Annotated in this window: 1 protein-coding gene; it reads right to left on the bottom strand. The window is 26.6% G+C overall.

Going from position 1 to position 732, the window contains the following annotated elements; all coding sequences use genetic code 11:
* Positions 1–168 precede the first annotated feature (168 nt).
* On the bottom strand, positions 169–579 hold the full coding sequence (locus V6U76_RS05360) for a DedA family protein (protein WP_333024112.1): 411 nt from the start codon (positions 577–579) through the stop codon (positions 169–171).
* Positions 580–732: the final 153 nt, after the last annotated feature.

Raw genomic sequence — 732 nt, 5'->3', positions numbered from 1 at the left:
GTAGGTAAATGCAAAACCTATAGCAGCTGCTTCGTATGCATTACTTTTTATTTATTAATTTTGAAAGATTGTTGGTTATTTTAAGTTTTTTATTTTCAAGTACAGGTAAAGGGACTTTTAGTTTTGCCTGGTAGATAGAACTACTTGTTTTATAATAAACCAAAATTATTAATAAGTTGATATTAAATATGATAAGTATAAAAGATTAGAAAGAATAGTTGATAACGTAAAAATTAATATATTCAATCTTAAATATCCAGCTACAACTTGCACTGTACTTCCAAAAACTGGAATCCATGAAAAGAGCGCTACTACAAGAATAAGTGTATTTTTCATCAACTTAGATAATACGTATTGTTTTTGTGATTTTAAACATTGGCGTGTAAAAGCTATAGTTCTTCCTATAAACAAATTTATTATACCTCCTAAACATGAACCAAGGAGTCCAAAAAATAATATAAAGAACAAGCTATACTTCTCTTTAAAAGATAGCATTACATTAAATATAAAAGGTTGCGATATTGGAATAATCAGTGCTGATACAAAATTATCAGCAAAAAGTGAAAAATAATTTCCCATGTATATTGATTGAATTCAAATAAGTAAATATCATTCCTTGTCCATCTTCAATAGGCTTCTCGTATTCAACTATTATATGCTCCTTAAAAGAGTAGACAAAATAAAAGAAGGTATAGAGTTTTTAGTAAATAAAATATGAAGAACCTAAGTATA

The organism is Wolbachia endosymbiont of Pentidionis agamae (genome assembly GCF_036711655.1).
Lineage (GTDB): Bacteria > Pseudomonadota > Alphaproteobacteria > Rickettsiales > Anaplasmataceae > JAZHPY01.
This window is presented reverse-complemented; position numbering and strand designations above follow the sequence as displayed.